Origin of the sequence: Rhodococcus sp. GA1, from assembly GCF_024321955.1 — a bacterium.
Taxonomy (GTDB): domain Bacteria; phylum Actinomycetota; class Actinomycetes; order Mycobacteriales; family Mycobacteriaceae; genus Rhodococcus; species Rhodococcus pyridinivorans.
Window position 1 is genome coordinate 984,225 of record NZ_CP097186.1, and the last position, 24,658, is coordinate 1,008,882.

Annotated in this window: 20 protein-coding genes and 1 riboswitch; of the genes, 14 read left to right on the plus strand and 6 right to left on the minus strand. The window is 65.7% G+C overall.

Annotation, left to right across the window (positions count from 1 at the left end; all coding sequences use genetic code 11):
* Positions 1 to 49 precede the first annotated feature (49 nt).
* Positions 50 to 835 (minus strand): TetR/AcrR family transcriptional regulator, encoded by a 786-nt coding sequence (locus tag M3330_RS04590; RefSeq protein WP_255027172.1) that lies wholly within the window; start codon positions 833 to 835, stop codon positions 50 to 52.
* Positions 836 to 943: 108 nt separating this feature from the next.
* On the opposite strand from M3330_RS04590, the gene M3330_RS04595 reads away from it, so the two are divergent.
* The 6 genes from M3330_RS04595 to M3330_RS04620 all read left to right on the plus strand — a co-directional run bounded on the left by M3330_RS04595 (position 944) and on the right by M3330_RS04620 (position 5,264).
* Positions 944 to 1,666 carry an alpha/beta fold hydrolase gene (locus M3330_RS04595; RefSeq protein ID WP_255027173.1) on the plus strand — a complete coding sequence of 241 codons (723 nt, stop codon included), beginning with the start codon at positions 944 to 946 and terminating at the stop codon, positions 1,664 to 1,666.
* 383 nt (positions 1,667 to 2,049) lie between these two features.
* Positions 2,050 to 2,478 (plus strand): hypothetical protein, encoded by a 429-nt coding sequence (locus M3330_RS04600; protein ID WP_159418802.1) that lies wholly within the window; start codon positions 2,050 to 2,052, stop codon positions 2,476 to 2,478.
* Positions 2,479 to 2,619: 141 nt separating this feature from the next.
* Positions 2,620 to 3,207, plus strand: coding sequence for a DUF3558 domain-containing protein (locus tag M3330_RS04605; protein WP_255027176.1), 588 nt, complete (start codon positions 2,620 to 2,622; stop codon positions 3,205 to 3,207).
* Positions 3,208 to 3,228: 21 nt separating this feature from the next.
* Entirely contained in the window at positions 3,229 to 3,588 is a 360-nt protein-coding gene (locus tag M3330_RS04610; protein WP_159418804.1) for a hypothetical protein, read from the plus strand.
* Positions 3,589 to 3,786: 198 nt separating this feature from the next.
* Positions 3,787 to 4,251 carry a hypothetical protein gene (locus M3330_RS04615; RefSeq protein ID WP_255027178.1) on the plus strand — a complete coding sequence of 155 codons (465 nt, stop codon included), beginning with the start codon at positions 3,787 to 3,789 and terminating at the stop codon, positions 4,249 to 4,251.
* Positions 4,224 to 5,264, plus strand: coding sequence for a DDE-type integrase/transposase/recombinase (locus M3330_RS04620; protein WP_255027180.1), 1,041 nt, complete (start codon positions 4,224 to 4,226; stop codon positions 5,262 to 5,264). The genes M3330_RS04615 and M3330_RS04620 overlap by 28 nt, the downstream gene beginning before the upstream one ends.
* A gap of 97 nt (positions 5,265 to 5,361) precedes the next feature.
* Here the strand turns inward: M3330_RS04620 and M3330_RS04625 are convergent, their stop codons facing one another.
* A complete protein-coding gene (locus M3330_RS04625) occupies positions 5,362 to 7,164 on the minus strand; it encodes a TerD family protein (protein ID WP_255027181.1) in 1,803 nt (600 codons plus the stop codon).
* 166 nt (positions 7,165 to 7,330) lie between these two features.
* Between M3330_RS04625 and M3330_RS04630 the strand changes: the two genes are divergently transcribed.
* From M3330_RS04630 to M3330_RS04650, 5 genes are read left to right on the plus strand one after another with little or no spacing between them, the layout of a single operon-like run.
* Entirely contained in the window at positions 7,331 to 8,809 is a 1,479-nt protein-coding gene (locus M3330_RS04630) for a DUF3375 domain-containing protein (RefSeq protein ID WP_019288152.1), read from the plus strand.
* Positions 8,806 to 9,405, plus strand: a complete 600-nt coding sequence (locus M3330_RS04635; protein ID WP_033097366.1) for a DUF4194 domain-containing protein — start codon at positions 8,806 to 8,808, stop codon at positions 9,403 to 9,405. Before M3330_RS04630 ends, M3330_RS04635 begins: the two co-directional genes overlap by 4 nt.
* Positions 9,402 to 12,710 carry an ATP-binding protein gene (locus M3330_RS04640; RefSeq protein WP_255027182.1) on the plus strand — a complete coding sequence of 1,103 codons (3,309 nt, stop codon included), beginning with the start codon at positions 9,402 to 9,404 and terminating at the stop codon, positions 12,708 to 12,710. The genes M3330_RS04635 and M3330_RS04640 overlap by 4 nt, the downstream gene beginning before the upstream one ends.
* 11 nt (positions 12,711 to 12,721) lie before the next feature.
* Positions 12,722 to 13,915 carry a DUF3322 domain-containing protein gene (locus tag M3330_RS04645; RefSeq protein WP_255027183.1) on the plus strand — a complete coding sequence of 398 codons (1,194 nt, stop codon included), beginning with the start codon at positions 12,722 to 12,724 and terminating at the stop codon, positions 13,913 to 13,915.
* Complete coding sequence (locus tag M3330_RS04650) at positions 13,912 to 16,149, plus strand: glycoside hydrolase family 3 C-terminal domain-containing protein (protein WP_255027184.1); 2,238 nt, start codon at positions 13,912 to 13,914, stop codon at positions 16,147 to 16,149. Before M3330_RS04645 ends, M3330_RS04650 begins: the two co-directional genes overlap by 4 nt.
* A 3-nt stretch (positions 16,150 to 16,152) precedes the next feature.
* On the opposite strand, the gene M3330_RS04655 is transcribed toward M3330_RS04650, so the two are convergent.
* Positions 16,153 to 17,199 (minus strand): zinc-dependent alcohol dehydrogenase family protein, encoded by a 1,047-nt coding sequence (locus tag M3330_RS04655; RefSeq protein WP_255027185.1) that lies wholly within the window; start codon positions 17,197 to 17,199, stop codon positions 16,153 to 16,155.
* A gap of 180 nt (positions 17,200 to 17,379) precedes the next feature.
* On the opposite strand from M3330_RS04655, the gene M3330_RS04660 reads away from it, so the two are divergent.
* Together M3330_RS04660 and M3330_RS04665 are read left to right on the plus strand one after the other, a co-directional pair.
* Positions 17,380 to 18,660, plus strand: a complete 1,281-nt coding sequence (locus M3330_RS04660) for a serine hydrolase (RefSeq protein ID WP_255027187.1) — start codon at positions 17,380 to 17,382, stop codon at positions 18,658 to 18,660.
* Positions 18,661 to 18,793: 133 nt separating this feature from the next.
* Entirely contained in the window at positions 18,794 to 19,738 is a 945-nt protein-coding gene (locus M3330_RS04665) for a type IV toxin-antitoxin system AbiEi family antitoxin domain-containing protein (RefSeq protein WP_050993401.1), read from the plus strand.
* Between the two features lie 15 nt (positions 19,739 to 19,753).
* Here M3330_RS04665 and M3330_RS04670 read toward each other — a convergent pair whose 3' ends face one another.
* Both M3330_RS04670 and M3330_RS04675 read right to left on the minus strand, forming a co-directional pair.
* Positions 19,754 to 21,058, minus strand: coding sequence for an LLM class flavin-dependent oxidoreductase (locus M3330_RS04670; RefSeq protein WP_255027189.1), 1,305 nt, complete (start codon positions 21,056 to 21,058; stop codon positions 19,754 to 19,756).
* Positions 21,058 to 21,822 (minus strand): 3-oxoacyl-ACP reductase, encoded by a 765-nt coding sequence (locus M3330_RS04675; RefSeq protein WP_255027191.1) that lies wholly within the window; start codon positions 21,820 to 21,822, stop codon positions 21,058 to 21,060. Before M3330_RS04675 ends, M3330_RS04670 begins: the two co-directional genes overlap by 1 nt.
* A 54-nt stretch (positions 21,823 to 21,876) precedes the next feature.
* Positions 21,877 to 21,968: riboswitch (TPP riboswitch) on the minus strand.
* Positions 21,969 to 22,230: 262 nt separating this feature from the next.
* Here M3330_RS04675 and M3330_RS04680 point away from each other — a divergent pair.
* Positions 22,231 to 23,727: a stealth family protein gene (locus M3330_RS04680; protein WP_255028823.1), complete on the plus strand. Its 1,497-nt coding sequence runs from the start codon at positions 22,231 to 22,233 to the stop codon at positions 23,725 to 23,727.
* Here M3330_RS04680 and M3330_RS04685 read toward each other — a convergent pair.
* Positions 23,724 to 24,644, minus strand: coding sequence for a phosphodiesterase (locus M3330_RS04685; RefSeq protein ID WP_255027193.1), 921 nt, complete (start codon positions 24,642 to 24,644; stop codon positions 23,724 to 23,726). The genes M3330_RS04680 and M3330_RS04685 overlap by 4 nt on opposite strands.
* Positions 24,645 to 24,658 lie beyond the last annotated feature (14 nt).

The following is a 24,658-nucleotide window of genomic DNA, read 5'->3' on the forward strand; positions in this document are numbered from 1 at the left end:
TGGTTACCCGGATGGGTAGCCCGTTCCGCCGTGCGGCAATCACATGGGTTCAGCTGGTGGTGCGTGCGACCTCATCGGTGATGAGAGCGATGCCGTCGGGCGGTTCCGTGACGCCGACCAGGACGGCCTGTGTGATGCCGTTGCCGAGTGCGACGAGGCGTAGGGCTTCCGTTCGCGCTTTGTCGGGTGGCATGCCCAGTTCTTCGAGGAGTCCCCGGGCCTCCTCTGTTGTGCCTCTTGTCGACTCTTCCAGGAACGCACGGATCCAGGGGTCGCTCGCGGACTTGGCGAGGTAGGCATACCAGACGGACACCCCGAGACGTCCGGCTTCGTCCGTCGGTACAGGTTGAGCGAGAAGCGCGACGAGCGCTGCCTGCGGATCGGATTCTGCTCTTTCGTAGCGCTTTTCGGCCTCGGCGACCATGAATTCGGCGCCCGTACGGATGAGGTGTTCCTTGGAATCGAAGTAGTGCTGGATACGGCCGATCGACACTCCCCCGGCGGCCGCCACCGCCTGGAAGGTCACGCCCTCGATTCCTCGCTCGTGGATGACCGCCCACAGCGCGTACACGATCTCCCTACGGCGTTGCGCATGGTCGACGACTCTCGGCATGATCCCCACGATACAATATGAAAATATTGCAACGTCGACGATCAGAGGCTCCCGATGACCCAGCGCACTCGATCGAACAGATTCATTCGACGCGCCGGCACGGCGCTGGTCGCGATACTCGCAGCCGTCGGCCTGGTTGCCTCCTATCAGTTCTTCGTCGGCGCGCCGGGAGTCGGCCACTTCCGCAGTGATTCCGGTCGGGCCGGTTACGTCGCTGCCCACGAGAGAGCGATGTCTGCGCTGCCGCCACCTTCTGCAGTTCACGACGTTCCTACTCGGTTCGGCACGGTCCGCGTCTACGAATGGACGTCGCCTCGGACGGTCGACTCGGTGCCCGTCGTTCTCGTCCCGGGCCGCGCGTCGGGTGTGCCGATGTGGGGCGAGAACCTTCCGGGCTTCCTCCCCGAGCACCGCGTTCTCGCGTTCGATGCTCTCGGCGACGCAGGCTTGTCCGTCCAGGCGGCACCTCTGACCTCCACGGACGACCAGGCGCTGTGGATCGATGACACGCTCTCAGGTCTCGGAGTGGAGACCGCTCATGTCGTCGGACATTCCTTCGGCGGGGCGAGCGCAGCGTCCTACGCGAAGCAGTTCCCCGAGAAAGTCCGGTCGCTGACGCTGCTCGAGCCTGTGTTCACCTTCGGTTATCCCCCTGCCCGAATGTTGTTCTGGGCGTCGGTGTCGACACTGCCGGGCCTTCCGACCGATTGGCGGGACACGGCACTCGCGAAGGTCGGGGGTGTCGACGACTATGACTCCGATGACGCCATGGCGACGATGATCTCGGAGGGTTCGCAGCACTTCTCCGCCGCCCTGCCGACCCCGTCACCGTTGAGCGACGACGAGCTGAGGGCTTTGGCCATACCCACCTATGTCGCTATCGCGGAGCGTGATTCGCTCGCCGGAGGTGAGAAAGCAGCAGCTCGGGCACGGCAACTCGCTGATGCCGAGGTTCTGGTCTTCCCCGACACCACCCACTCGCTCCCCATGCAGGCGAAGGATCGACTGAACTCGGAACTGCCTGAGTTCTGGCGCCGGGTCGAGCAGGACTGACGCGGTAGCGGAGCGCGAAATGGTCATCGGCGCGCGTTGTTGCGCGCACCGATGACCATTTCGCGCTCTCGGGTGGGGGCTTTGTGTAACGCGTGTGGCGGCAGGTGCGACACCCATACGGTCATTCCACACAGAACGGACATTGCATTGAACCTGCCCGCCGGCTCGCGGCCGCCTTATCCCCGGCCTGCCCCGAGTCGACGAGGACGGATCTCAGTGCGCAGTCCCCTGGGTGGAGAAACGCGAACTGGTGGAGGAGTCGACGACCCGCGGCCATAAGCCGCCACGCCAAACACCCTCCCACCCCGTCCGCATACGGACTGCAGCCCACATCCAGGGCGGGGTGCGCTCGACCGACAGCATTCACACAAGGATTGGATTCAATGAAGAAGTTCATCGGAACGCTCGCTGCTGCGGCAACTCTCGCTACGGGCACTGTCGTACTCACTGCACCTGCAGCTCAGGCAGCGACGATTTCCGGCAGCGCGGTCGAGTACGTGTTCTGCAGCGCTAACCAGCACAACAACGAAGTCACCTACTACGACCGATACGGCATGGTCGAGAAGATCGTCAGCCTGCCCGACTTCGACGGGAAGGTCTACTGCGGGGCGATCGAGGTCGGCATCGAGTCCGATTCGTATGTCTGGTCCTCGATTGCCAACGATCACTCGCACTACGTATACGCGGCGATCTACTCGGTGTCCTACCCGCTCTTCTCGGGAAGCACCGGCGCCCCGCCCAACCGGACTCTGGTTGCGCGGGAGGAAAGTCGCGATCGCTCTGGCGGCTTCAACTACGCCATCGCTTCGTAGCGAGCAAATGATCCCAGCGAATGCCCCCGACTCCGCAAGAGTCGGGGGCATTCGTGTAGGTGGTAGCGCCGTCGGCGACCTCTCCTCACCACCGGCGCACTCTGTGTTAGCGTCTGCCCCGACAATCGATCGGGGGGTCGCATGGGCAGGTGGGGAATCGTCGCGCTCACAGCAGCCGCGGCAGTGGTGACGGCGTGCAGTCCGAGTGCCGCGGACGACGCCACTGGAGACGAGACGACTACCTCGACGACCCGCACCCCGCGCATCACCGACGACTCCGGTCGACCGCCAGTCACCTTCGACCCTTGCTACGACATCCCTGACGACGTCATGAACGCGGCGGGGTATGACGCAGCGAAGAAGGAAGTCGCGGATTACCCGATGGGCACCCACACCTTCCTCGGTTGTACATACAGGAAGGATGACCTCGTTCCCGGAGTCCGGCGAGGCTATAGCCTCAGCATCCTGTCCGGGAATGTGACCCTCGACGAAGAACTCGCAAAGAAAGGCGCCGTAGCGACCGAAACCACTATCAACGGACGCCGTGCGTTACTCGAAATGGACCCGGCCTCCAACGGCACGTGCACGTACGTCCTACAGTCGAACTTCGGAATCATGAGTCTCATCAGAACTTACAACAAGGACCATCCAGGCCCCGTGCCAGAGACCGAATGGTGCTTCGGCATGGATGGTCTCGTTTCTTCGATCGAGTCTCTGCTCGATATCTAGACTTCTGACTACGGAGGTGCCGTGTCCGAGTTCGTGAGACTGGAAACTGACGTCCTCGACGAAATCGTGCGCATATGTAACGTGATGCTCACCGAATTCGACAAGTCGAGACTCTCCGCCGAAGGCCTCTTGTTCGTTGATGGTTTCGGCGACTTCGACTCCGCTCAACAGTTGGCCGCAGGTTATCGACGCAAAGCCGCAGGCACACCGGAGTCGGCCAGAGAACGCGTCGAGCAGTTCATCGACGCTCTCACCCACCTCCGCGACGCCTTCGCCAGCGGCGGAGAAGCCTTCCTCGACACCGAATCCGACTGGGCACGCCAACTCGCCGCCACCGACCCTGACAGCGAAGCGGGAAATGGTCATCAGAGCGCGCAATAACGCGCACTCCTGACCACTTCACGCGCTCGAGCAGTTGTGTTGGCATCCGGCCGACAACCGATCGGGGTCGAACAGGCAAGGGGCGCAGCTGATTCGACTTCCATCCGCTCGCCGGTTCGTCATTCGCTACGGTTACGCGTTGGTTGTCAGGATGGTCGTGAGACATCCTGACAACCAACGCGGGGATCGGAGTAACAGATGTCCGACCTCATCACCCTCCCCGTAGGACGAACCCGACAAGGTCACCGCGCGTTCTCCATGGCCTACAAGATCGAGTTCTTGCGCCGATGGGACACCTGCGTCGAACGCGGAGCCAAGACCCGACTGCTGCGCGAGAACAATCTCGCCGAAGGCACCGTCCGCCGCTGGCTGCAGGCCCGCGATGAGGGACACTTGCAGAAGTCGATGGTCGAAGCAGCAGACAAAGCGAGGGACCGATTGGACAGTCGAGACCGCGCGGAGCTTGCCAAACTCCGCCGCGAAAACGAACGCTTCCGCGACAAGGTCGCCCAGAGCGACGCCGCCGTGGAGATCCTGGGAAAAGCATTCGAGCTCTTGCAGGGGATCCACAAGACCTCGACCGACGAGACCACCGAGATCCCGCCGGCATTGATGAGCGCACGCGAGTACGCGCTGTGGCTCGAGCGCAGAACATTGTCCTGACCGACATCGTCACCGAATTGACCGAGGCGGGAACGTCCGTCACCCGGGGGTGCGCGCTCGTGGGAATCGCTCGGTCGAGCTACTACCGGCGGGCCCACCACTACCGGCACTATCAGCCGGTCACCGATCCGATCCCGCAGCGACAGCGGCAGCAACCCGCGGCGCTGTCGCCAGCCGAAAAGGACACCATCATCGCGTTGATCCTCGCCGAGGAGAACGCGGATCAGTCTGTGTGTCAAATCTATTGGCGTTCATTCGACGACGGATTGGTGGACTGCTCGGAGGTCACATTCTATCGGGTGGCCCGGGCCGAGAAGCTCACCGGGGACCGGCGCCGCAGCCGCACCGGAGGACTGTCGACGTCGCGGCGCACACCGGTCGTCGAGGCCCTCGACGTCGGGGACCTGTGGTCGTGGGACATCACCACGCTCAAGGGGCCCCGCACGCAGGACCTGTTTCGGTTGTATCTGGCGATCGATGTGTACTCACGGTTTCCGGTGGCGTGGCGTATCGAGTACCACGAGGACAAGGCAAAAGCGGTGGAAATGTTCACCGAAGCGTTCACCGCGTTCGGGGCGCCGGGCGTGCTGCACGCCGACAACGGGGCATCGATGCGGTCGGGGTTGTTGCTCGATGCCCTCGCCGGGGCGGGGGTCGTGTCGTCGTTCTCTCGTCCGCGGGTCAGTGACGACAATCCGTTCTCGGAGTCTCTGTTCAAGACCATCAAGTACGACCTGACCTGTCCGGATCGTTTCGATGATATCGATCATGCTCGGCGGTGGACCGAGGACTTCATGAACCGGTATGCGCTCGAGCACCGGCACGGCGGGCTGGGACGTTATACGCCGGTGTCGGTGTTCCTCGGCAGTGCCGCCGAGGAACACCGACGTCGGCAGGAGCGTCTCGACCGGATCCACGAAAAGTATCCGCAGCGGTTCCGTCGTCGACCGGCAGCGCCGGCGTTACCGCAACCGACGGGAATCAACACACCTGTTCTGTCTCAGACAGGTTGACAACTTCCGTACGGCAGGTGCAGATAGCAATTTCGCGAGCGGATGCATTGAGAAGGTGCCCCAAGCACCGACACCGAACCCGACAGCGGAGCAGAAGTCAGTCGTCGACATCCACCCCGTATCGGCGTGCGAGGGCCGCGAGGTCGTCGTCGTACCCCTGCCCCACCGCGCGCAGCCGCCACTTGCCGGCGCGGCGGTAGATCTCGGCGAGGACCATGGTGCGTTCGGTGGTGCCGGCGTCGAGCACGAACGTCGCGGCGGTGCCACTGTCGCTGTCGACGCCGACCGACACTGCGCCGAGTTCGCCGAAGGTGCGGTTGCCGTCGATGGCCGCGGCGACGGCGATGCGTTCGCATTCGGCGGGAAGCTCCGCGAGGTCGACCCGGATGCAGTGCTCGCTCGAACCGTCGATGGTCAGTTCGACGACGCCGTCGTCGTAGAGCGGATTGTTGTAGAAGACGAAGTCGTCGTCGGTGTCGACCTTCTCGTCGGCGCCGAGCAGGAAGGCGACGATGTCGAGATCGAATTCGTCGCCGACAGCTTCGGCCTTCCAGGCGACGTTCACGGCCCAGCGGTGACTGTCGGACGGCAGGTCGATCACTTCACCGCGGGACAGCACCGGCGCCGTGAGCCGCGACTCCGCCCGCATGTGCGGGGGCATCACTCCGTTCTCCACTGCGGCATCGACGTCGTCGGGCCGGAGGACGGGCAGCTCACGCGCCGCGACCCGCGCCATCCGCTTGTCGGCCTCTCCTCCTTCGAGGACCAGCACGTCGGTGACGGTGGCCGTGAAGTTGAGGGCCGGGCGGGCACCGAGCTGAGTGAGACGCGAGCGCATCATGACGGCCTGCAGGTGCGTGCCGCCGAGCAGCAGTACCTTGCGTCCGGTCCACAGCTTGGGCTTCTGTCCGGTCGGCGGCCGGACCGGGGGCACCACCGCGACCTGCGGTTCCGGTGGCGGGATGATGTCGACGACGGTCGCAACCTTCGATTCGCCCGGACTCACCCGCGTCAACAGCTCCTCGAGCTGCTGTTCGCTGATCACGGGAATGCCTTCGGCCATCGCCTTGCGGACCTTGGCGGTCTGCACGGTCGGGTCGTTGCACACCACGACGCTGGTCTGTCTGCTCGCGTTGTTCATCACGTCGAGTCCGGCGTCGGTCAGCCGGTTCGCGAGTGCGACCCGCGGAGTGACGGTGGAGCCGCTGATCACGACCTTCATGCCTTGGACGAGCCCATCGTTGCCGAGGCGACCCGGGTTCTTCCACTGGCACGCGACCCGCGGAACGGATGCGGGATACACCGATTTGCGGCTGCGGCAGTTGACGACGGGCAGCGGCAGTTGCAGGTTGTCGGCCATCGCGGCGCTGCGCAGGAATATCTCCGACAGGACGCGCGCGTCGTCGTAGGCGTCGTGCTCCTGCAACTGCTGGACCTGCCAGTGCTGTGCGAGGGTGGCCAACCGGTAGTTGGGGACGTCGAGTTCGAGCCGGCGCGACAACGCCAGCGTGCACAGACGGTGCTCCGCCGGCAGCGAGGTGCCGGCCCGACGGAACTCGGCGTCGAGGAACCCGTAGTCGAACGACGCGTTGTGGGCGACGAGTGTGGCGCCGTCGAGAATCCCGGCGAGTTCGCCGGCGATGTCCTCGAAGCGCGGCGACCCGGTGAGGCGCTCCCGCGTGAGGTTGTGGATGTGCACCGGTCCCGGGTCGCAGCCGGGGTCGACGAGAGTCGAGAACTCTCGCTCGACGGACCCGTCCTCGCGCAACACGAGGGCGGCCACGCTCAGGACCCTGTGGGCGTTGGACCGCACACCCGAGGTTTCGACGTCGACCACCACCCATCGATGGTCGCGGGGCAACGTCACGGCGACCTCCGCGGGTGCGTGCACTTCGATCACGTCATCCTCCGATCGCTTTCATCCCCCGACGAAAACCGACACGGTCGGACATTGTGGCCCTTGTTACCGACACTGTCGTCACCGCCCCGACATCGAGCCGATCCCGTAGGAGACGGTTGTCGTAGGCGTGTGCCACCATGGGCGCGATCGAAGCGAGAGGGAAGCTGTGTCGACTGCCGACCTGTACCGCCTGACGCGGCTGCGCGATCAGCACGCCGCGTGGACGCTGCTGCGCGCCGACCACGCCCCCGCAATCCTCGGGATGCTGGGACGACACTTCGATCGGGGAACCCGGCGACTTCCCGCCCCCGAACTGTTCGCCCGCCTCGACGCAGACCTGCAGGACCTCCGCGACCAGGGATTCGACCTTCCACGCACCGCCCAGGCCTACTGCGCAGATTGGGTGCGCGCCGGATTTCTGCTCCGACGTGCCGATACGGGCTCGCGCGAAGAGACGCTGGAGCCGACCGAGTCCGCATTCGTCGCACTGAATTTCGTTGCGCAACTGACGACCGACACCAGTTCGATCACGGAATCACGACTGACAACCCTGTCGAGCCAGTTGCAGGCGCTGGCTCGCGATTCGGACCCACGGAGCGAAACCCGTCTGGCAACGCTGCGGGCCGAGCGCGACGCACTCGACCGGCAGATCGCAGCGGTGGAATCCGGCGACTTCCCTGTCCTCGATGGCCCACGGGCCGCGGAACGCGTGTCGGAGATCCTCGCGCTTGCCGGCGAGATCCCCGGGGATTTCGCACGAGTACGGGCCGAACTCGAAGGGCTCAATCGCGAGTTGCGCGCACGGATCCTCGACGACGAAGGCGACCGCGGCGACACTCTGGGCGAGGTCTTCCGAGGTGTCGACCTCATCGGCAGTTCCGATGCAGGACGCAGCTTCACCGGGTTCTACGACATGATCATCGATCCTGAACGGTCTGCACAGCTCGACGACTGGATCGAGGCGGTACTGACTCGTCCGTTCGCCCGGAGCCTGTCTCCCGAGCAACGTCATCGGTTCCGATCCTTGCTCACCGAGATGGAGGACGCAGGTGGCGAAGTGCATGCGACGATGACGTCGCTGTCACGCTCACTGCGGCATTTCGTGCAGTCCCGCCATTACGAGGAACATCGCCGATTGCAACGTCTGTTGCGCTCGGCGCAACAGCACGCTCTGCAGGTGGCACCCCACCGCAAGCCTTATGAACCGCTCGACCTCGACCTGGTGCGGATCGGCATGAGTATCGAATCGGTCGCGGCATTACAGTTGCACAATCCCGCAGACGATCTGGTGGCCGAACCGGTGGTGTCGCAGACGCCAGGTGAGGTCGACCTCGACGATCTGCGGCGCATCGTCCGCGAATCGGAAATCGACATGGACGAGCTGGTCGGTAGCATAGCGGCCACACTGCGCGTGCGCGGTAGCGCGACGATCGGCGAGGTCCTGCGCGAACATCCCGCAACCCAAGGGTTGGCAAGCGCCATCGGGCTTCTGGTTCTCGCCGTCGAGCACGGACACCGCGTGGAGGGCGATGAGGAGATTTGCTGGAGCTCCCCATCCGGCGTCGAACGGGTGGCCACGGTACGCCGGCATCTGTTCGATCCCACCGATCCTGCCTTCACCACCTTGGAACAGGACAGCCTATGACCGACACCACGACCGGGCTGTATCCCGGCGACACCGGCGAACTCGAACTCGACACCCGGCGCGCATTGGTCCAGCTCCTCAAGGGTCCGCTCATTACCGCCGGCAAGCATCCCGAGGTGTGGCGGACGGTGATCCGCGACGAGCGCGTGCTGCGTTCTCGGTTGGCCGATGTGTTTCTCGATCTCGTCGTCGACGAGGACGAACAGCTCGCATTCACCCGTCCCGCCGAAACCGGCGATCACAAGGCCCCCGCAGTGTTGCGCACCGAGCGATTGACATTCATGGACACCGTGATGCTGTTGTCGCTGCGGCAGCTGCTCCTCCGCGCACAACCCGGTGATCGGGTCATCGTCGATTTCGACGAAATGGCCGGGCAGCTCGAGATGTACCGTGCGGCCACGAGTACCGACCCGGCCGGTTTCCGGCGCAGGGTCAACGCTTCGTGGGAGAAGTTGAAGAAGTACAGCCTTCTCGCGTCGACGTCGACGGAGGGTCGGATGGAAGTCTCTCCGGTGTTGCGGCAGTTGTTCGATGCCGATCAGGTTGCTGCTGTGGAAGCGGAGTTCCGGCACATCGTCGCGGAGAGTCAGCCGTGACGGCCACCCCTCCCCACCCGTCCCAGTTCCGGCTTGCCCGCGTGCAGGTGGTGAATTGGGGAACCTTTCACGGTCACCACGACATTCCGATTGCGCGCAAGGGTTTCCTGATCACCGGCGCGTCGGGATCCGGAAAATCCACTCTCATCGATGCGATCTCCACGGTGCTCATGCCGGGCGGCAGTGTCCGATTCAACGCGGCCGCGCAGGAATCCGCGGCCGGTTCCGGGCGCAACTTCGTCAGTTACATCCGCGGTGCGTGGCGGCGCGAAGCCGATGTCGATACCGACTCCCTGACCGCTTCCTATCTACGTACGGGCGCCACCTGGAGTGCCGTCGCGCTCACCTACCGCACCGGCGACGGTGCCGCGCCCGTGACGCTCGTCAAGCTCATGCACCTGCGGCGTGGAGCCAACGCGAACAACGATGTCTCTCACCTGCATCTGATCTTCGATTTTGATTTCGACCTGATCGATCTCGAGCCGTTCGCCGGCCGCGGTATCGACACCCGGGGCATCCGAAAGCGTTGGCCCGGGGCTACTGTCAATCCCAGTTACACGCCGTTCGCTCGCGCCTTCCGCGCGAAGCTGGGCATTTCGTCGGAGGCGGCCCAACGGTTGTTGCACCGAACACTGTCGGCCAAGAGTCTGAACAGTCTCGATCAGTTGCTGCGCGACTACATGCTCGACGAACCCGACACCTTCGCGATGGCCGATCGCGCGACGTCCCAGTTCCGCGACCTGCGCGAGGCGCACCGTGTCGTCGTCGACGCGCGTCGGCAAGTCGAGGCACTCGATCCCCTTGTCGGTCTCGCGGAGGTTCGCCGCCGAGGCCTCCAGCAACAACGCGAACTACAGGAAGAGAACGACCACCTCGACGCCGTGCATGCCCGGATGACGGTGGATCTGCTGCGAGAGAAGCTCGACGAGGCCTACGCACAGATCGGACTGTTGCAGACTGCCGTCGACAAGACCTCGGTGGAAGCCGAGCGCGCGGCCGAGCGCACCCTCGATCTGCGGGTGCGGCTCGAAACCACCGACGGTGGACGGTTGTCCACTCTCAGGCTGCAACGCGACGCGGCGGAAGCCGACCTGACTCGGACCGTACAGTCACGGAGCAGGTTCGACACCGCCGTCGGATCGTGGGAAGCAGAGGCACCGACCACCGCTGAGGAGTTCGCGCATCTGCGAGCCCAGCTCGAAACGGAGTTGCGTGAGCTCGACGCGACAGTCGGTACACGCAGAAACGATGTGTACGAGGTGGTGCGAGCACTCGGCACACTGCGTTCCGAACACCGACAACTCATCGCCGACCGAGAGCTGCTCGCCCGACGACGCTCCAATCTCGATCCCGCTCTACTGCGGATACGCGAACTGGTCTGCACCGCAGCTGGTCTCAGCGAAGACATGTTGCACTTCGCGGGCGAACTCCTCGAAGTGCGCTCCGAGCATGCCGAGTGGACCGGCCCCATCGAGCGCGTACTCGGCGGGCTTGCTCGCACGATGCTCGTACCCGACGAATATTATTCACGCGTTGCAGCAGTGGTCGACGCGCAGCATCTCGGCACCCGGTTGGTGTACCGCCGGGTGCGTACTCGTTCCGGCCGGTCTGCCACCCCGGCGAGCGGTGATGAATCGCTGGTTCGAAAACTGGACGTGCGGCCGGGACCGCTCGCAGCGTGGCTGCAGCACCACCTCGCCGAGCGTTTCGACTATGCGTGCGTGGCGACCGTCGACGACCTGAGAGGTGTGCCGCGCGGCGTGACCCGGGCCGGTCAGGTCAAGCACGGCGGCGAGCGGCACGAGAAGGACGACAGGTACCGCGTCGACGACCGCAGCCGATGGGTGCTCGGGTTCGACAACGAAACCAAGCTCTCCGATCTGCGTCGCCGCATCGGCGAGGTCGAGTCCGAGATCGCCCGCCTGCAACGTCGGCAGGAGTTGCTCGAGCACGCAGAGCGCACGGTACAGCAGCGTCGACACGCGGCGGAGATCATCCTCGACACGACCTGGGCCGACATCGACGTCGAAGCGGCCGAGGCAGCGGTTGGCGCGATCGAGCATCGACTCGAGGGATGGTTGCAGGGCAATGCCGAGTACGCCTCGCTCACGCTCGATCTTGCCCGTGCGGAAACCGAGGAGAAGGAGGCCCGCGCAGCGTATACCGCAGCCGGATCCGGTCTCGAACGCCACCGTGGCGATGTGGAGCACACTCGGCAGCGGCTTGCAGAAGTGGAAGCACACGCCGATTCGGCGGTTCCCGACGGGATCGACAAGCGCATCCGCGCACGCTTCGATGCTGCCGCACGTCGACTGACGAGCGAGAACATCGACCGGTTGCTGCATACCGTCGGACGAACCATCACGGACGAGCACCGTGCGGCGCTCACGAGAACCACGGACGCCGAGCGGCGCATCACCGCGATCCTCACCGCCTATCTCGCCGAATGGGAGTCACGACGCGCCGAGATGCGCTCCGACGCAGAGTACGTAGACGATGCTCTCGCGGTGCTCACTCGACTGCGCAACGACGGATTACCCGCATACGAGGACGAGTTCTTCCGGCTACTCAACGACCAATCGAGCCGCAACATCGGAGAGCTGGCCCGCGCGATCCGCAGGGCACCGGGCGAGATCCGTTCCCGTATCGAGCCGGTGAACGAATCGCTCCGGCGTTCTCCGTTCGACACCGACCGGACTCTGCGGATCGATGTGAAGGATCGGCGTTCGCCTGCCGCGGCCGATTTCCTCGCGGAACTGCAGCGCATTGTCAGCGGCTCGTTCAAGGAAGAGGACCGGGTCGCCGCCGAGCAACGGTTCGAACAGATGGAGCGGATCCTCGAACGCCTCGACTCGGGCGAACTCGCCGACCGGCGCTGGCGGCAGTTGGTACTGGACACCCGCCTGCACGTCGGCTTCATCGGAGTCGAGGTCGACGGGGAGGGCGTGGACGTCAATTTCCACGACTCCAGCTCCGGCCTGTCGGGTGGGCAGGCCCAGAAACTGGTGTTCTTCTGTCTCGCCGCCGCCCTGCGCTATCAGCTGGCGGCATCGGGGGAAGAGTTGCCGCGCTACGGCACGGTGATCCTCGACGAGGCATTCGACCGTGCAGATCCTGCGTACACGCGGCGAGCACTCGACGTGTTCACCCGATTCGGTTTCCATATGGTGCTCGCGACGCCGCTGAAGTTGCTGCAAACCCTCGACGATTACATTGATGGGGTGGCCGCGGTGAGCATCAGGGACAAGAAGTACTCGCAGCTGGCCTTGTTGCCGATCCGCAGCGCGGAGGAGCCCCGCGAGTGAGTACAGTGTGCGTGCCGCCGTCAGCCGTAAGTACCAGGGCAGAGACGGCCTACCGGAATCGTCGCAGCAAGTGGGTGGCCGATCCAATTGCAGCCGAATCCGATTCACTGTCGATTGCGTTGCACCCACCCTCGGAACGGCAGGTCGCGGAGGATCCCGACGCCGTGGTCGCATGGGTGCGCGCCTGGCAGATGCACCGCGGAATCGGTCGCGTGCACTGGGAGACGCGGCGCTGGCCGAGCTTCGGCACGCAGGATGTGCCGGTGCGGGTCGTGTTTGCAGGTCCCGGTGAGATTGCCGCCGCGGCAGGCCGGATGTCCGAATGGCACAGGCTCACCGCCCGGCGGGTGCAGTTGGTGGAGATTCTGGCACCCGGTACCCCCGCGCTTGCCGACGCGATCGGCTCGACGCTTTCACGGTGGCTCGAACTCGGCGAAGCCGACTTCGTGCGCCTTGTCGGCGTGGTCCGGTGGCTGGCCGACCATCCGGCTTCGGGCGTTTTCATTCGGCAGCTTCCGGTGCCCGGTGTGGATACCAAGTGGATTTCGCGGCATCGCGGACTGGTCGAGGTACTTCTCGAAGGCGCTGTGGGGAATCGTGACCTCGGTGTGCGTTCGGTGCCTCGATTGTGCGAAATTGCGGTTTGTGACCGCACCTTGCTACCCACGGCACCGCGACATTGTGCAGCGCCGCTGGACGAGCTCGCCGAGTTGCCGCTCCACCCGGAGCGCATACTGGTCCTCGAGAACAAAGAGGGCCTCCATGCGCTGCCTGATCTGCCGGGCACCGTGGCCGTACACGGCAGTGGTTACGCAGTGCACGAACTGGCCGCACTATCCTGGCTCGCCGACTCGGATGTCGTTTACTGGGGTGATCTCGACACGCACGGCTTCGTGATTCTCGACCGTTTCCGCGCTTACCTGCCTGACGTGCGCAGTTTCCTCATGGACCTCCACACCCTGGAAGCGTGGAGTGCTCTCGCGGTAGAGGAACCGTCCCCCAGCTCGCACGTGCCGATGCGACTGACGCCCGCGGAAAATGAGGTCTTCACGCGGTTGCGCGTGGAACGACTCCGCCTCGAGCAGGAGCGGATTCCGTGGCCGCACGTGATGGAGGAACTTGCCCGCGCCTTCACCGGCGCGATCGGACATGATCGAGACTCGACCAGGATGGATCCGACCGCGCTTGGAGAAGGAGTCTCATGACCGAACCGGCCCTCCGCTCACCCCTCGAGATCGTGGCGCGACTGACCGTCGAGGAGAGGGCGTCGCTCACCAGCGGCCTCGACTTCTGGCACACCGAACCGGTTGCGCGCGAGAACATCCCCTCGATCATGCTCACCGACGGGCCGCACGGTGTGCGGAAGCAGACCGCCGAGGGCGACCATCTCGGTCTGCACTCGTCCGTGCCCGCGACCTGCTTCCCGCCTGCCGTCGCGCTGGGGTGTTCCTTCGACCCGGAGTTGCTCGAGCGCGTCGGCGCGGCGTTGGGAGCGGAGGCCCGCGCACTGCAGGTCGGTGTCCTGCTCGGGCCCGGTATCAACATCAAGCGCTCCCCATTGTGCGGCCGGAACTTCGAGTACCTGTCGGAAGATCCGCTGCTCTCGGGTGTTCTGGGCGCTGCGCTCGTGCACGGCATGCAGTCGCAGGGTGTCGGTGCGTCACTCAAGCACTTCGCAGCGAACAACCAGGAGACCGACCGGATGCGGGTCTCCGCCGACGTCGACCCGCGGCCACTGCGGGAGATCTATCTGCGTGCCTTCGAGCGGGTCGTGCGCGACGCGCAGCCGTGGACGGTGATGTGCTCGTACAACCGGATCAACGGGGTGTACTCGTCCCGTAACCCGTGGCTGCTCACCGACGTCCTGCGCGGCGAGTGGGGTTTCGAGGGTCTGGTCGTGAGCGATTGGGGTGCTGTCGACGACCGCGTCGCGTCCCTCGCGGCAGGTCTGGATCTCGAGATGCCGTCCACAGGAGGTCGTACGGACGCCGAGATCGTCGCGGCGGTACGGGCGGGCACGGTCGACGAATCGGTCCTCGACACGGCAGCCGCGCGGGTGATCGAACTGGTGCAGAAGGCCGTCGCTGCGTCCGATCCCGGCGCGACCTTCGACGCCGATGCCCATCACGCCCTCGCACGCGAGGTGGCCGCGCAGAGCATCGTGCTGCTCCGCAACGAGAACGACCTGCTCCCCCTCGCCACCGACGCGAACATTGCGGTGATCGGCGAACTGGCCCGCACGCCGCGCTACCAGGGCGCTGGATCGTCCCGGATCGAACCGACGCGCCTCGACAACGCGCTCGACGAGATCCGGTCGCTGTCCGGCCGGGACGTTCCCTTCGCCGCCGGTTACGCGCTCGACGGATCGGACTCGCCCGCACTCGTCGACGAGGCGGTAGAGCGTGCCGCAGACGCCGATATCGCGGTCGTGTTCCTCGGTGTACCCGCCGAACTCGAATCCGAAGGTTTCGACCGCGACGACCTCGAACTCCCGCAGCGTCAAACCGCGCTGCTCGATGCTGTGCTGACGGCGAACCCGAAGGTCGTCGTCGTGTTGTCGAACGGCGGTGTCGTGCGGCTCAGTGGCTTCGCCGACCGTGTTCCTGCGATCGTGGAAGGGTGGCTGCTCGGGCAGGCCGGTGGGGGCGCCGTCGCCGACGTGCTCTACGGGCACGTGAATCCGAGCGGCCGCCTCGCGGAGACCGTCCCGATCCGGCTCGAGGACACCCCGGCGCACACGAACTTCCCGGGCGAACACGGCCATGTGCGGTACGGAGAAGGATTGTTCGTCGGATACCGCTCGTACGACGCGCGTCGCCTCGACGTGTCCTTCCCCTTCGGTCACGGCTTGTCGTACACGACGTTCGAATACTCCGATGCCGCTGTGGAATCCGACGGCGATCTCACGGTGCAGGTCACCGTCACCAACACGGGTGGGCGTGCGGGCGCCGAGGTCGTGCAGGTGTACGCCGGTGCACCCGGTTCGTCCGTTGCTCGGGCGCCGCGAGAGTTGAAGGGCTTCACCAAGGTCCGTCTGGATTCCGGCGAATCGCAACGTGTGGCCGTGAGTATCCGACGCGACGACCTCGCCTACTGGGACACCCGCGTCGATTCCTGGGTGGTCGAAGGTGGCACGTACAGCATCGACATCGGTGCGTCGAGCCGCGACATCCGGCAGACGCTCACCGTCGACGTGACGGGCGACGCGGTGCGAATTCCGCTGACGATGGAGTCGTCTCTCGGAGAACTGTTCCAGAACCCCGCGGCCGCCGAGATCGTCCTGCAGGCGTTCGGTTCGCTCGGCGGCGAGGTCGGGGTCGACGAGAGTGTTCTGAAGATGGCGGCGTCGATGCCGCTCGGTCGTCTCGCCGGGTTCGCTCCGGGGGTCGAGCCGGAGCAGATCCAGCAACTTCTCGATATCGCCGATCAGCAGGAATGAGCGTCACGACCCGGCCGTGAGGAGTACTTTCAGCGCACCGGTCTCGCCGGCGCGGGAGAACACGTCGTAGGCCTGTTCGAACTCGTCGAGCGCGAACCGGTGCGTGATCATCGGCGACGTGTCGAGCTGACTACTGCTCACGAGACCGATCAGTGTGGGCGTCGAGTAGGTGTCGACCAGGCCGGTGGTGATCGTCAGGTTCTTGATCCAGATGTCCTCGAGGTGCAGGGTCGCAGGTTTGCCGTGCACGCCGATGTTCGCGACGTGTCCGCACGGCCTGACGAGCGCGACCGCCTGTTCGAACGTTTCGGGATAGCCGACGGCCTCCACGGTGACATCGGCGCCGAGACCTCCCGTGAGATCGCGGACGACCGTCGCGACGTCGTCGCGACCGCTGTTGACCACGATGTTCGCCCCGAATGCCTTCGCCGCGTCGAGCCGGCTGTCGGCGAGGTCGACGGCGACGATGCGGCTCGGACTGAACAGTCGTGCGGCGAGGATCGCAGCGAGCCCGATGGGTCCGGCTCCGATGACGACGACGACGTCCGCCGGCCGGAGACGGCCGTTGAGTACGCCGACCTCGTAGGAGGTGGGCAGAATGTCGGCGAGCATGAGCATCTGCTCGTCGCTCACGCCGTCGGGAATGCGGTGGGTCGAATTGTCGGCGTACGGAACTCGGACCAATTCGGCCTGGGTGCCGTCGATCAGGTGCCCGAGGATCCAGCCGCCGCCGCCGAGGCACTGCCCGTACCGGCTCTCGCGACAGAAGCGGCACGTACCGCACGCGGTGATACACGAGACGAGCACTCGGTCGCCGGGAGCGAGTGTCTGCACTCCGTCCCCCACCTCGACCACGGTGCCGACGGCCTCGTGGCCGAGGATCCGGCCGTCGGTCACCTCGGGCACATCCCCCCCGAGGATGTGCAGGTCGGTGCCGCAGATGGTGACCGCGTCGACCCGCACCACCGCGTCGGTACTGTCCTGGATGGTTGCGTCGGGAACGTCCTCCCAGGATCGCTTCCCCGGCCCGTGGAACACCAGTGCCTTCATGATCTGACCTCCGTACACGGATTCGGCCCTGTTCCAAGGATGACATGAGGGACACTGCGATCGGAATCGTTCGGAGGGGGTGAAAAATTCACCTCGACAGCGGGACATGTCCGGATTCGTGACACCACCACAGAGTCCCCTGCTCTTTCGGGGACCACCGATCCCGAAAGCAGACGATCGATGAAGACACTCGCAACCTCACTCGTGGCGGTGGCCGTACTGGCCGTCTCGGCGTGCAGTTCCGACACCACCGAGCCCGAATCCGCGACGCCCCCTGCCTCCTCCGAGGAGGCCGGGCCCGAGTATGTGGCGGAGGTGGAGTCGACCGTCGACCGGTTGATGCGCGACAACGCCATTCCCGGCGCGGTGATACAGATCAGCTCCCCCGACCGCGGTGACTGGACCGGCACGTTCGGCACGTCCACCCTCGACACCGACGATCCGATCTCCGCCGACGATCATTTCCGGATCGGGAGCAACACGAAGACGATGACCGTCACCGCCATCCTGCAATTGGTGCAGGAAGGTCGCGTGTCGCTCGAGGACCCGATCTCGAAGTACATCGACGGTGTCCCGAACGGCGACACCATCACCATCGCGCAGCTCGCCGAGATGCGGAGCGGCCTGTACAGCTACACCTTCGACCCGGAGTTCAATGCGACACTGGACCGCGAACCCGAGAAGGTGTGGACGCAGGAGGAGTTGCTGCAGATCGCGTTCTCTCGGCCCGTGAACTTCCCGCCCGGGGAACAGTTCGAATACAGCAACACCAATACGGTGCTGCTCGGGCTCGTCATCGAGGAACTGACGGGCATGCCGGTGGCGGATGCGTTCGACGAGCGCATTTTCGCTCCACTCGAACTCGGGAACACCTCGTTCCCGGCGATCGAGGATTCCTCGATCCCGGATCCGCATCCGCGGGGCTACATGTTCGGCACCAACGTCTCCACCATCGATACCTTCGAATTGCCGGACGACCAGCAGGCCGCAGCGCTCGCCGGAACACTGAAGCCGAATGACGTGACCGACGACAATCCCTCCTGGGCGTGGACCGCGGGCGCCGCGATCTCCACCGTCGACGACATGACCACCTATGTGAAGGCACTGGTCGGCGGCGGTCTGCTCGATGAGCAGATGCAGAATACCCGGCTCGACAGCGTGCAGTCGGTGGGCGGGGGAACCGCCGGATACGGACTCGGCATGGCGCAGTTCGGTCCCCTGCTCGGGCACGACGGTCAGCTTCCCGGCTTCATGACCTTCATGGGACACGACCCCGACACCGACCTGACGATCGTCATCGCCACGAATCTGTCGACGGTGCCCTCGGGTGAAGGTTCGGCGCTGACCCTCGTCAAGGGCATCCTGCCGATCTTCTACGGCTCCGATTATCAGGCGCCGAGCGATCCGGCACGCGCTCCCGGAGCGGAGGAAAGCACTCCCGTGCCGACGCCGGGAGGCTGATCGTACCGGCGTCCGGTGGGCGAGCACGGCCGCGTCACGTGGTTGTCCACAGGCATTCGTGTTCTCCACAGACCGAGGCGATCGGAGTGCGACGGCCCCGGATCGGGTCCGGCCGTGCCCGAAGATCGGGTCCATGACCCGACAGGTGTGGACGAGGGCGATGCTCGCCGAGGCCGGCATATCGGATCGTGCGGTGCGCACACGGCTCCGGCACGGCGGGCTCGTCAGGATCGCTCGCGGCACGTACATGACACGAGAGGACGTCGACGCCCTCGGCCCCGTGGGAGTTCACCTCGCCCGGGCACGCCTCGTCGGCTCTCGTCTCGATGTCGACGAGGCGCTCAGTCATGTGACGGCCGCGGTCGTCCACGGCCTCGACGTGTGGGACGCGCCGCTGGGACGGATCCACGTCACGCGCCCACCGACGCGCAGCTGCCGGGTGAGCGACGACCTGCACATCCACACCTCCGACCTGGACGGCGACGTCGTCGACGTGGACGGTCTGCGCGTCACGTCGCTCGCTCGTACCGTCGTCGACGTCGCGCGCACGCTGTCGCGTCCGCGTGCTCTCGTCATCGGCGATTCGGCGTTGCGTGCGGATCCGACGGCGCATCTCGACCTGCCCCGGATCCTTGCTGCATGTCGAGGTAGGACCGGGATCGTCGCGGCGGAGTCGGTCGCGCGCCTCGTCGACGGCCGGAGCGAGAGTGTCGGGGAGTCGCTGTCGCGGCTGCACATGATCGAGGCGGGTCTACCGATGCCCGACCTGCAGCACGAGATCGTCGTTCGTGACGGACGCCGGTACCGCGTGGACTTCTTGTGGCGCGAACTCGGCATCGTCGGCGAGTTCGACGGTGCCGGAAAGTACACCGAGCGCCACGATCTGCTCGCTGAGAAGGAGCGCGAGGATGCGCTACGGGATCTCGGGCTGGAGGTGATCCGCTGGAACTGGGCGGAGCTGTCGCGATTCCACGTCGTCGTCGATCGGTTCGAGCGCGCACGTCGTCGGCAGCAGGCACGTCGGGCTGCTCTGGAGCGCGAAACGGTCATCGGCGCGCGCTACAACCCGCTCCGATGACCGCTTCGCGCTCCGCTATACCGTCTTCAGACCGAGCGAGTCGCGCAGGGTCGAGCCGGGATATTCGGTCCGGAACAGGCCGCGACGCTGCAGTTCCGGGACGACGAGGTCGACGAAGTCGTCGAGGGAATCCGGATAGGCGGGGCACATCAGATTGAAGCCGTCGCAGGCACCCGCGCTGAACCACTCCTCGATGCTGTCGGCGACGGACTCGGGGGTGCCGATCATCGTCGCGTGACCACCACCCGCGGCGAGGTAGCCGAGCAGTTCGCGCAGGGTGGGACGGCGGGTCTCGATGATGCGCTGCACCGTCGCGTAGCGCCCCTGCGGCCCGGTGAACTCCTCAATGGGTGGCAGGTCGGCGACGGGAGCGTCGAGGTCGTGGCCGGTGTAGTCCTGACCCGTGAACACGCCGAGCTGGGTGATGGCAGCATCTACGTCGAGGAGCGCATCGAGTTCCGCCTTCTTCGCCCACGCCTCCTCCTCGCTGCGACCGACGTAGGTGACGAGCCCGGGCAGGATGGCGACCGTACCGGGATCCCTGCCGGCCGCGGCGATCCGCGCGCGCAGGTCGGTGGCGTACTCGATCGCCGCGGTCATGTCCCACGCGACGGAGTAGACGGCCTCGGCGTGGCGGGCCGCCAGGTTGCGCCCGGTCTCCGACGCCCCCGCCTGGAACAGCACGGGTCGGCCTTGCGGGCACCGCGGCACGGTCAGGGGACCGTCGACGCGGAAGTGCTTGCCCCGGTGATGGATCGGACGGATCGCGGAGGAGTCCAGGAACCTGCCGCCGACCCGGTCGACGAGGACACCGCCGTCGTCCCACGAATCCCACAGTGCGCACAGCACTTCGATGAACTCTTCTGCCCGGGCATATCGCTCCGTGTGCGGCGGGAGCGCGTCGAATCCGTGGTTGCGCGCTTCCTCGTCGAACATCGAGGTGACGATGTTGGCTCCTACGCGGCCACCACTGATGTGGTCGAGCGAGGCCAGCATCCGTGCCGCGTGGAACGGCGTGAAGAAGCTTGCAGAAACGGTGGTGACCAGACCGATGTGCTCGGTCGCGCGCGCCATGGCCGCCAGCGCGGTGAGGGGTTCGAGGAACCAGGTGGTGCCCGCCGTGTACTTCGGGTTGACGCTGTGACCGTCCGCGAAGAACACGGCGTCGAGGCGTCCTCGTTCGGCGGTGCGGGCGAGTTCCTCGAAATACGTGATGTCGCCGATGCGTTCGGCGGCGGAGTCGGGATGGCGCCATGCCGCCGAGTGGTGCCCGACGCCGTAGAGGAAGGCGTTGAGGTGGAGGGTGCGTGGTCCGGTCATCAGTTCATCACCAGTCCCCCGTCGACCACCAGGTTCTGCCCGGTGACGGCCCGCGACCAGTCGGAGGCGAAGAACAGCACCGCGGCCGCGAAATCCTCGGGGGTGGTGACCTTCCGCAGCGGCGTCGACGACGCGATGAGGTCGAACACCGCTTCGGGGGTCGCCGACGATGCGTCGGTCGTGCGCAGCAGCCCACCGGAGACCATGTTGACGCGGATCCCGTCGGGGCCGAGGTCGGCGGCGAAGGTGCGGGTCAGCGACAGCAGCGCGGCCTTGGCGGCGGTGTAGTCGTGGTACGGGACGACGGGGTGCTGGAACAGGTTGGTGCCGATGTTGACGACGCTGCCGCCGCCGGCTTCCCGCATGCCCGGCAGCGCGGCCTGGATGACGTTGACGGCACCACCGACGACCCCGTCGAACTGGGCACCGAATTCGGCGTATCCGATCTCGTCCGCCTTGACGCGGGCGTCGCCGTTGAACGAGAAGTCGGGCAGGGCGTTGTTGACGACCGTGGTGACGGGACGTCCGAAGTGCTCGCGGGCCCGCGCGAACAGCGCTTCGACCTCGGCGCGGTCGGTGACATCGGCCTTCAGAGCGACGGCCCGCTCGGGTCCGATCTTGTCGGCCAGTTCGTGAGCGCCCTCGCCGCTGCGCCGGTAATCGAGGACGACGGCGGCTCCTTCGTCGGCGAACGCCTGCGCGATTCTGTGGCCGAGGCCGCGCCCGGCACCGGAGACGAGGACGACCTGGTTCTGCAATGACATCTTCTGTGCCTTCCCTGTGTGGGGAAGGGTGCGTGAGGGCGACAGACCTGTGGCCTGGCGCCGGCTCGGCATCCCTTCGCTCGCATAATCGAGATCAGGTTCGACGGGTGTTCTCTCAGCCGTGTCCGGCACCCCGTGTCGAGTCCTGCGCACAGGTTACACCTCGGGATCTCGACCCCGTCGAGACCGTCGGCGTCGGCATTCATCGGATCGTCACATCACCGACCCGGGAACTTAGCTCAGATCGGCGTTAAAATGAGCCTTTCCTGCCCCGACCCGCGAAAGGAGATTCCGACGCACACGCCGGCCCCCTACAACGCTCCCTACGTCTCCCTTTCCCAGCAGGTCGGAGACGCTCCGCCGCTCGACCGTGCCACCGTCCGCGGCCCCGCGAGGCACGAGGAAGTGGTGTGGTTCGAGGATCGCTACGCCATCCCGATCACCACCACGACGCCCGACGAGGCTCGGATCGAGGACGTACTGCTCCTGCGCCGCGTCCTCGACCGGGCGCACATCGACTACCTGCTCGTCCGCGACGACAGCGACCGCCCGATCCTGGCGATCGACCGTGCCGATCAGAAGAGATTGCGTGCCGCGCTCGCCGAGGGATGCGCCGACGAGCCGTTCTACTCGAAGGCTGTCGGCTCCAAGCGACGCCCGGTTCCGGTGTCGGACGGACGTCTCTCACGCGACAGGAAGGACCGCGTGTTCCGGCTGTTCCGCCCGCGCGTCGAACTGACCAGCGGGATGCGGTACGGCGCGTCGAACGGAGTCGACATCGAACTGTGGACCTACACCGACGACGAGGTGATCATGCCTCGCCCGAACGCCCTCACCCGCACGATCGCCCTGCGCGACGAGATGCGCCGGACGACGGTCGAGCGGTACGGACAGCTGTGGCCCACGATCGAGGGCATGTTCGACCGCCACCCCGGCGACATCCCGTTCGAGATCGACCTCGTGTTCTCGTGGGTGGACGGGTCGTCGAAGTCGTTCCAGGCCAAGCGCGCGAAACTGATGCAGAACTACGTCGTCGGCGAAGGTGACGACTCGCCGGCGCGCTACCGGCAGATCAACGAACTCAAGTACGCCCTGCGTTCGGTCCACATGTACGCGCCGTGGGTGCGGCGGATCTTCGTCGCCACCGACTCGCCGCGACCGGCGTGGCTCGCCGACGATCCGCGTGTGACGTTCGTGCGGAGCGAGGAGTTCTTCGCCGACCCGTCGGCGCTGCCCACCTACAACTCGATGGCGGTCGAGTCGCAACTGCACCACATCCCGGGGCTGTCCGAGCACTTCCTGTACTCGAACGACGACATGTTCTTCGGTCGCCGGGTGAGCCCGAGCCTGTTCTTCTCCGGCGGGGGTGTCAGCAAGTTCATCGAGTGCGACGTGCGGATCGGGCTGGGTCGGAACGACCCGTCGCGCAGCGGATTCGAGAACTCCGCCCGCATGAACCGCAAGCTCTTGCAGGATCGCTTCGGGGTCACCATCACTCGGCACCTCGAACACACCCCGGTCCCGTTGCGCAGGTCGATCATGGCGGAGATGGAACGCGAGTTCGGGGACGAGTTCGCTGCGACGGCGGCGAGCCCGTTCCGGGCTGCCGACAACATCTCGGTGACGAATTCCTTCTACCACTACTACACACTGCTGACCGGCCGTGCGGTACAGCAGACGACGGCGAAGGTGGCGTACGTGGACACCACGGCGAAGACCGGACTGCGACGGCTGGACACGATCCTGGCCCGGCGCAACCTCGACCTGTTCTGCCTGAACGACGGCAGTACACCGGAAGTCGACCTGGAGTTGCGGACGGCGAAGGTCACGCAGTTCCTCGAGCGGTACTACCCCGTTCCGGCGCCCTGGGAAACCGACTACCCGGGTCGACCGGACATCGACTAGACGCGAACGGTGAGGTCGGGGTTCTCGGGGATGCGAATGCCGGCTTCGGCCAGACGTCGCGCCGCATCCTCGGCCGTGTGGGGCTGCCCGGCGGTGGCGTAACTTCCGCTGGGCACCACCGAATGCACGATCGTGTCGGGATAGACGTGCACGAGGTTGAAACCCTGCGCGCCGTCGTGCCCACGCTGCGACCCAACCGGAACGTTCAGATCCTGCGTGTAACAGGTCGACGAGGCAACCGACACCGGGATGCCCGCGAACGTCGCCGAGGTCGAGTAGTGCAGGTGGCCACCGAGGATGGCACGCACATCGGTGCCGCGCAGCACTTCGGCGAGACCGGCCTGGTCGCGCAGTTCGACGAGGACAGCCATGTCGAACACGCTCGGCACGGGCGGATGATGCAGTGCGAGAACGGTACCGAACGGGACGGGTGTCGAGAGTTCGTCGGCGAGCCAGGCGAGCTGGTCGTCGGTCACCTCACCGTGGTGATGGCCCGGGACCGAGGTGTCGAGGCTGACGATCCGAAGTCCGCCCACGGTGTGGACGGCGTCGATCGGTGCGCCGAGAGGCGCTTCGTCGAGCAGCTCTTCACGGAAGGTCGCGCGGTCGTCGTGGTTACCCATCGCCCAGACGATGTCGGCACCGAGCGCTGCTGCCAGCGGTTCGACGAGACCGCGGAGCTTGCGATAGGCGTCGGGCTGGCCGCGGTCGGCGAGGTCGCCGGTGAACACCAGGGCATCGGGACGGACCTGCGACGCACGGATGTCGTCGAGAATCAGTCCGAGGCGGGTGTCGGCGTCGACGGTGCTGTAGAGGAGTTCGTCTCCACCGACGAGGTGGGTGTCGGTGAGGTGGAGCAGCGTGTGCGAAGGTCTGGGGTATTCGGCAATTCGTTCAGGGGCCGGAGAACTGCCCATGATTTCTCACTTCC

What these genes read in the sequence shown, in the direction of transcription:
- M3330_RS04635 (WP_033097366.1), top strand. Translation starts at nt 8,806, where the DNA reads ATGACCGACACCACGACCGGGCTGTATCCCGGCGACACCGGCGAACTC.
- M3330_RS04650 (WP_255027184.1), top strand. Translation starts at nt 13,912, where the DNA reads ATGACCGAACCGGCCCTCCGCTCACCCCTCGAGATCGTGGCGCGACTG.
- M3330_RS04660 (WP_255027187.1), top strand. Translation starts at nt 17,380, where the DNA reads ATGAAGACACTCGCAACCTCACTCGTGGCGGTGGCCGTACTGGCCGTC.
- M3330_RS04685 (WP_255027193.1), bottom strand. Translation starts at nt 24,644, where the DNA reads ATGGGCAGTTCTCCGGCCCCTGAACGAATTGCCGAATACCCCAGACCT.
- M3330_RS04665 (WP_050993401.1), top strand. Translation starts at nt 18,794, where the DNA reads ATGACCCGACAGGTGTGGACGAGGGCGATGCTCGCCGAGGCCGGCATA.
- M3330_RS04600 (WP_159418802.1), top strand. Translation starts at nt 2,050, where the DNA reads ATGAAGAAGTTCATCGGAACGCTCGCTGCTGCGGCAACTCTCGCTACG.
- M3330_RS04605 (WP_255027176.1), top strand. Translation starts at nt 2,620, where the DNA reads ATGGGCAGGTGGGGAATCGTCGCGCTCACAGCAGCCGCGGCAGTGGTG.
- M3330_RS04655 (WP_255027185.1), bottom strand. Translation starts at nt 17,199, where the DNA reads ATGAAGGCACTGGTGTTCCACGGGCCGGGGAAGCGATCCTGGGAGGAC.
- M3330_RS04615 (WP_255027178.1), top strand. Translation starts at nt 3,787, where the DNA reads ATGTCCGACCTCATCACCCTCCCCGTAGGACGAACCCGACAAGGTCAC.
- M3330_RS04670 (WP_255027189.1), bottom strand. Translation starts at nt 21,058, where the DNA reads ATGACCGGACCACGCACCCTCCACCTCAACGCCTTCCTCTACGGCGTC.
- M3330_RS04675 (WP_255027191.1), bottom strand. Translation starts at nt 21,822, where the DNA reads ATGTCATTGCAGAACCAGGTCGTCCTCGTCTCCGGTGCCGGGCGCGGC.